The following is a 6,963-nucleotide window of genomic DNA, read 5'->3' as shown; positions in this document are numbered from 1 at the left end:
AAGTGGGAAAGCATGTGGGAATCCCAAAACAACCAGGAGGTTGGCTTAGAAGCAGCCATCCTTTAAAGAAAGCGTAACAGCTCACTGGTCTAAATAAGGGTTCCTGCGGCGAAGATGTAACGGGGCTCAAGATACGCACCGAAGCTTAGGGTTCATAGTTTACTATGAGCGGTAGCGGAGCGTTCCGTAAGCGAGTGAAGCGGGAGGGTAACCGACCGTGGACGTATCGGAAGTGCGAATGCTGACATGAGTAGCGACAAAGAGGGTGAGATGCCCTCTCGCCGAAAGACCAAGGGTTCCTGCGCAACGCTAATCGGCGCAGGGTGAGCCGGCCCCTAAGACGAGCCCGAAGGGGGTAGTCGATGGGAACCACGTTAATATTCGTGGGCCTGGAGATGTGTGACGGATCGTGGAAGTTGTTCGACCTTATTGGATTGGTCGGGCAGCCAAGCGGTTCCAGGAAATAGCCTCTCCGTATAGACCGTACCCGAAACCGACACAGGTGGTCAGGTAGAGTATACCAAGGCGCTTGAGAGAAGTATCCTGAAGGAACTCGGCAAATTGCCTCCGTACCTTCGGAAGAAGGAGGCCCTGTTATTGCGCAAGCAGTAGCAGGGGGCACAGGCCAGGGGGTAGCGACTGTTTAGCAAAAACACAGCACTCTGCTAAGTCGGCTTCAAGACGACGTATAGGGTGTGACGCCTGCCCGGTGCTCGAAGGTTAAGAGGAGGAGTGCAAGCTCCGAATTGAAGCCCGAGTAAACGGCGGCCGTAACTATAACGGTCCTAAGGTAGCGAAATTCCTTGTCGGGTAAGTTCCGACCTGCACGAATGGCGTAACGACTTCCCCACTGTCTCCAGGATATGCTCAGCGAAATTGAATTCTCCGTGAAGATGCGGAGTACCCGCGGTTAGACGGAAAGACCCCGTGCACCTTTACTGCAGCTTCAGAGTGGCAGTGGAAAACAACTGTGTAGAATAGGTGGGAGGCTTTGAAACCCCGGCGCCAGCTGGGGTGGAGCCAACCTGTGAAATACCACCCTGTTGTTTTCTACTGTCTAACCTAGAACCGTTATCCGGTTCAGGGACCCTCTGTGGCGGGTAGTTTGACTGGGGCGGTCGCCTCCTAAAGAGTAACGGAGGCGCGCGATGGTAGGCTCAGGCCGGTTGGAAACCGGCTGCGAGAGTGCAATGGCATAAGCCTGCCTGACTGCGAGACCGACAGGTCGAGCAGAGACGAAAGTCGGTCATAGTGATCCGGTGGTCCCTCGTGGAAGGGCCATCGCTCAACGGATAAAAGGTACGCCGGGGATAACAGGCTGATGATTCCCAAGAGCTCATATCGACGGAATCGTTTGGCACCTCGATGTCGGCTCATCACATCCTGGGGCTGGAGCAGGTCCCAAGGGTTTGGCTGTTCGCCAATTAAAGTGGTACGTGAGCTGGGTTCAGAACGTCGCGAGACAGTTTGGTCCCTATCTGCCGTGGGCGTCGATTGTTGAGAGGAGTTGCCCCTAGTACGAGAGGACCGGGGTGAACATACCTCTGGTGTACCTGTCATCGCGCCAGCGGTGCAGCAGGGTAGCTATGTATGGACGGGATAACCGCTGAAAGCATCTAAGCGGGAAGCCTCCCTCAAGATAAGCAATCATCGAACCGTCATAGACCATGACGTTGATAGGCCGGGTGTGGAAGCGCAGTAATGCGTGGAGCTAACCGGTCCTAATAGTTCTGTTCGCGCTTGTTGAATCCCACCATCAACGACAGTCCTGAATGGATTGTCCTCGATATGGAGGACTTGTCAGGCCAGATACGCCCCGAAAGATTGCATCGATTTAAAAACCGCGTCCGCCAGCTTCATTGCTTGGTGACCTTAGCGCCTGTGACCCACCCGATCCCATCTCGAACTCGGCCGTGAAACCGGGCAGCGCCGATGGTACTAGCGCTCAAGCGCTGGGAGAGTAGGTCGTCGCCAGGCATTGTAGCCGGCGGAGCGCGGTAAAAACCCATTCACAAGTCAGAGGGCCACCCCGTCCGGGGGGAGGCCCTTTTGGCGTCTTTGGTTTCGACCATCGACGTCGTGCCGATCGACCTCACAAGGGTTGTCCCGGCCAGACCGTCGCCAGAGGCGACATACAGGTGCCGCGGGGTGGAGCAGTCCGGTAGCTCGTCAGGCTCATAACCTGAAGGTCGTTGGTTCAAATCCAACCCCCGCAACCAACCGAAGTAGCAGCCGTCTCGAAAGAGGCGGCTTTTTTTATGCCTGCGCCGGCGAGAATGCAGGTCGGGGCACGCTCGCACGGTCGAGGAACAGACGCCGACGCGACGTTCGACTGGCTATTGCAGAGCTCCGACCGCGTGGTCATCGCTGAACCGGCGGTCAGATGCCGATCTCCGGCCTCGAAGGTGAGCGGCTTCCTTCGGGGTCTCGAGTGGAATACCCGAGGTTCTAGATCCGCCTCTCGGCGGCGAGATCGCATTACCGGCCTGAGCCGGATGCGGCTCCCCCCTCGCCCGTCAGTTCGACCGCGTCTCCCCGCTAACGAAGGTGCGCAGGTCTGCGGCCAACTCGGCGAGCTGCGTCTCGTCTTCGAAGATCGAGTGCCCGGCCGGATAGCCCCGTTGGACATACCGATCCCGCGGAACCCCGGCCTGATCGAGCGCGAACGGTCCGGCGTGGACTGGCGTGGTGATGTCGTAGTAGCCGCCCGCGACGAACAGCCGCATCGACGGATCCGCCTCGAGCGCGGTGGCCAGATAGGGCGCGAAAGTAGCTGCGTGGTAGCTCCCGCCGTAGCCTTCGCCCCAATTCCACTGGAAGTTGATGCCGAGATTGAGGCTGCGATAGGCGCTCGGAAGCGAATAGCCGAGCTCCTCGGTCAGATAGCGCTCGATCACGTTGGGCCCATCGCTGCCGAGCGACATCGACGGATCGTCGAACGGCGGACGTAGTTTGGATTCCTCGATCGATCGTGTGACCCGCGCATCGAGCTGACCCGTGCGCAGCCCCCTCTTGCCCAGGAGCGAGAGCATGAAGTCGAGCTTGCCGATACGTAGCCGCTCCTCTTCGATCTGGTTCGCGGGCAATCCGATCAGGGTCGAAAGCTTCTCGGCCACACGGCGCCGCTCGTCCGCGGGAAGGCGCGATCCCTGCGCCAGTGCACTCACATAGTCGGTTTCGGCGAAGTGCCGTGCGGCCGCGAAATGCGCCGCGACATCGCGTCCCCTGCGGTCGATGGCGTCGTGATACCAGGCCACCGCCGCAAACGTCGGCAAGGTGGTCACCTGCGAGAGGATCGGACCATCCGTCCAGCCCAGCGAGGGGGACAGCAGCACGACCGCATCGGGAAGCGGGCGCTCCTCGCTCTGCAACTCGTTCAGCATAGCGGCCGCGCGCGCGGTGCCGTAGCTCTCACCTACCAGCACGGTCGGGGAAGCAAGGCGGCCGTTGGCGCGCTTCCACTCGTCGATGATGCGGATGGCGGCCTGCGCATCGCCCTTGACGCCCCAGAACGAAGTGGCGTCCGCTCCGTCCACTGGCATGCTCGCACCGGTCCCGGGTGGGTCGATAAACACTAGGTCCGCGACATCAAGCAGGCTGTACGGGTTGTCGGCCAAGCGCATATCGGCTCCCCCTCCGACGATCCGACGAGGGCCGAAGGCATGCATATGGAGCGGCGAGGAGGATGCGCCGGGGCCGCCGTTGAACACGAACAGCACCGGCCGTGTGTCGGCATCGCCCAGGCCCTCGGCAACATAGGCGTAGGTGACGGCGACTACGGCAGGCTTGCCCTGCGGGTCCGGCAGCGGCTGCTCGCTGACGATGGCGCGGTAGCCGATCCGCTTGCCGCCCAGAACAATAGCATGATCAGTCGCGATCACACGGCTCGTGGCCTCTTCGCGCGGAACCATCGGCTCCATCGCGCGCAGGAAGGCCGGCGACATGGGCGCATCAGCGTCCTGCGCCAGTGCCGGCGCGGCGGCGGTGGCGAGCAGGATGGACAAGAGGCAGCGGCGGAACGGCATCGTTTTCTCCCCGGAAACGGCCGCGCGTTCTTATTCGCGCGGTAAAGCGTCGAGCAGGCGATCGATGTCCTGCGCGTCATTGAACACCGAAGGGCACACGCGGAAGCGGTTCTTCGACAGCGTTATCTGCACTCCGGCGCGCTTCAGCCGATTGCTTAGCCGGGCGTGCGCATCGGCCAGAACGCAGGTCATCAGCGGCGCACGGGTGCCCGGCGGCGTAACTACGGAGTAACCCTTCGCCTCGAACCCGCTACGCAGGCGATCCAGCAGGGGCTGGCGCCACGCGGTCAGGCGATCGACGCCGAGGTCGAGCAGATAGCCGAGCGACCAGTCGAGCTGCACGATGCCGGCGTGCGACCGCGTGCCCATGGCGAACATGCCCTCGGCATCGTCGCGCGCGGCAACGTCCGCGATCGTCTCGCCCGGCGGGTCGAGCGGATAGACGTGCGGGGTGAAGCGCGAGAGACCGTAGTAGCCGAAGCGCTTGCGCGTCAGCAGGTCCATCCGGTCGGCGCGTGCGTAGAGGAAGCCGATCCCGAAATCCCCCATCAGCCACTTGTAGCTGGCGGTAGCAGCGAAATCGACGCCGCTGCCGTGGAGATCGACCGGCACCGCGCCGGCGGCGTGAATGATGTCGGCATAGACCAGCGCCCCCCGTGCATGGGCGATCTCGCACACGCGCTTCAGGTCGTGCTCGAAGCCGTTGTAGGTCGAGACCAGCGATAGCGAGACCAGTCGGGTTCCGGGGGTGATGGCGCGTTCGTAGTCCTCGATGGGGATCCGGCCTTCGCGCGGCCGCAACCAGGCGACGTCCATTCCGCGGCGCGCCAGTTCCTCGTAGAGATAGAACGATCCGAAGAAATGGAGCGTGTCGGTAACGATGCGCCCACCCGCACGCGGCAAGTCGAGCGCGTCGATCACCATCTGCTCGCCTGCGGTCGTGCTCTGGACGAAGGCGAGCTCGGCCGGCGACGCGCCGATGAGGCGAGCGAAGCGCTCCTTCACGCGCTCTTCCACCGCACTCATCGGGTAATCGGCCGCTGTGCCCCGGTGCGCGAAGTAGTCGGTCACGGCCGCCCGGGCGCCGCGCGCTGGCGGATGCATGGTCCCAGAATTAAGGTAGACCCCTTCGACCTCGAAGGCGGATCTGTCCGGCAATCTTGCAGCTACGCTGGCGCTCGCCGCCACAGGAAGCGCGGCCGCTGCCGTGAGCACCGCACGGCGCGACATCTCCAGCCCGTTCCCCGATTGCGTCATGTCCGGAGTGTACGCTGTGCGGCGCGCATAGAACACGGCGTTCCCATTGCCCGGAAATCGGTGACGGTGACGCACAGCCGTCTTGCAGGCGGGGGATTGCGAATAATCTATTCGCGCCTTCCGCCGTAGGATCGGGGCGATCGCTGCGGGAGAGCTACATCGTGCGCATTACATCGATTTCGCGAGTCCTGCTGCTGCTCGTGTGCTCATGGCTCTCGGTCGCCACTGCCGCCGCTTGCCCGCCGGATGCGGTGGAAACCGGCCACGAGGCGACGCTGCGCGACGGCACGCTTCCCTATCTCGCATGCGCAGGAACGATCGCGGTCGACAATGGCGACGATGCGCAAGGGCGCATATTCTATACCGCCTACCTCGCTTCCTCGGATGTCGAGCAGCGCCCGGTCGCGTTCGTGTGGAACGGCGGCCCCGGAGCGGATTCGCGGCTACTCCATTTTGCCGCGCTCGGACCGGTGCGCATCCGCGATAGTCGGGCCGAGGCGAACCCCGACAGCCCGCTTGCCGTCAGCGATCTGGTGTTCGTCGACCCGGTCGGCACCGGTTTCAGCCGGGCCGAGAGTGAAGGCGAGGCCGCCGGCTTCTACTCGACGACCGCGGACATCGCCGCCACGACCGATTTTATTCTCTCGTGGCTGGAAACCAGCGGTCGCGCGGACGCGCCCATATTCCTCGTCGGGGAAAGCTTCGGGACGTGGCGAGCGGCCGGCGTTGCGGAAGCTCTGGCGGACCAGGGGCGACCAGTCGCCGGAATCGCCCTGATCTCGGGTGGCATTCCGCTGGGCGACATGCCCGATCGCCACCTGATGCGCGCGCTTTCGCTTCCCAATCGCGCCGCGACTGCGCTGGCGCACGGCAAGTTGGCGCCCGAAATGCGGGGCGATCTCCCGCAGGTGCTGCAGCGCGCAGAGCGATTTGCACGTGCGGTCTATGCTCCCGCGTTGGTTGATCCGGCTGCGCTTTCGCCCAAGGAGCGGGCAGCGGTTCGTGGACGTATCGCGGCATTTCAGGGCCTCTCGCCCGAGGCGGTCGATCCGGAGACGCTCTGGGTGTCGCCGCGCACTTTCCGCACCGAACTGCTGGGGGAGGCTGGGCAGATGCTCGACGTCTTCGACATGCGCTCCACCGATGGCGCCGATCCGACGCCATCAGGCAAGGCAGTCCTGCGTTATTATCGCGAGCACCTGCGTTATGCCGAGGGGAGGTATGCCGGGATCGAGGTCGACGAACTGCCCGTCGGCGCGGAGTGGCAGTACGATCAGGCACCGATCACGCCCGAATCGCTGGCCCGTGCGATGGCGGGGGAAGGGCCGCCCAGTCCCTCGCAGCCGTGGACCCTGCGCGCGATGGCGAAGATGCCGGATATGCGCACCTTCGTGGCTGCGGGGCTCTACGATTCGCTCAACAGTTGTGCGGCAAACGAGGCGACGGTGGCGGCGCTTCCCACACCGGTGGCCGCGCGGTTTGCGCTCCACTGCTATCCGGGCGGGCACATGATGTACGATGAGCCTGCCGTAGCGGTCGCGTTCGGACACGACATTGCCGCATTCCTCGGAGCCGAGAAGCAGGAATAATTTTCACGTCGCTGCGGCCCTTCTCGCTGATCTCAATGCTTGGAAGAGCTCGCGTGGGTAGAGAACGACAGCCATAATCCAGTCTCTCGGCA

General features: G+C 63.0%; 3 protein-coding genes, 1 tRNA gene and 2 rRNA genes (1 of these 6 running past the window's edge). 4 read left to right on the top strand and 2 right to left on the bottom strand.

Annotated elements, in window-relative coordinates; translation table 11 throughout:
- The 3 genes from D2V04_RS11865 to D2V04_RS11855 all read left to right on the top strand — a co-directional run.
- Window positions 1–1,745 (top strand): 23S ribosomal RNA (locus D2V04_RS11865); it begins 1,048 nt to the left of the window's first position.
- 117 nt (window positions 1,746–1,862) lie between these two features.
- Window positions 1,863–1,977 (top strand): 5S ribosomal RNA (rrf, locus tag D2V04_RS11860).
- Between the two features lie 165 nt (window positions 1,978–2,142).
- A tRNA-Met gene (locus D2V04_RS11855) sits at window positions 2,143–2,219 on the top strand.
- Between the two features lie 297 nt (window positions 2,220–2,516).
- Here the strand turns inward: D2V04_RS11855 and D2V04_RS11850 are convergent.
- On the bottom strand, window positions 2,517–4,025 hold the full coding sequence (locus tag D2V04_RS11850; RefSeq protein WP_228766406.1) for a S10 family serine carboxypeptidase-like protein: 1,509 nt from the start codon (window positions 4,023–4,025) through the stop codon (window positions 2,517–2,519).
- 30 nt (window positions 4,026–4,055) lie between these two features.
- Window positions 4,056–5,129, bottom strand: a complete 1,074-nt coding sequence (locus D2V04_RS11845; protein WP_228766405.1) for an aminotransferase class V-fold PLP-dependent enzyme — start codon at window positions 5,127–5,129, stop codon at window positions 4,056–4,058.
- Between the two features lie 314 nt (window positions 5,130–5,443).
- Between D2V04_RS11845 and D2V04_RS11840 the strand changes: the two genes are divergently transcribed.
- Window positions 5,444–6,871, top strand: a complete 1,428-nt coding sequence (locus D2V04_RS11840; RefSeq protein WP_228766404.1) for a S10 family serine carboxypeptidase-like protein — start codon at window positions 5,444–5,446, stop codon at window positions 6,869–6,871.
- Window positions 6,872–6,963 lie beyond the last annotated feature (92 nt).

Source organism: Pelagerythrobacter aerophilus (genome assembly GCF_003581645.1).
Classification (GTDB): Bacteria; Pseudomonadota; Alphaproteobacteria; order Sphingomonadales; family Sphingomonadaceae; genus Pelagerythrobacter; species Pelagerythrobacter aerophilus.
The sequence above is the reverse complement of the archived record's forward strand: the minus strand, read 5'-3'. Positions and strand labels throughout refer to the sequence as shown.

Excerpts from the sequence above, each read along its gene's own strand:
- D2V04_RS11850 (WP_228766406.1), bottom strand. The coding sequence starts at position 4,025 with ATGCCGTTCCGCCGCTGCCTCTTGTCCATCCTGCTCGCCACCGCCGCC.
- D2V04_RS11845 (WP_228766405.1), bottom strand. The coding sequence starts at position 5,129 with ATGCATCCGCCAGCGCGCGGCGCCCGGGCGGCCGTGACCGACTACTTC.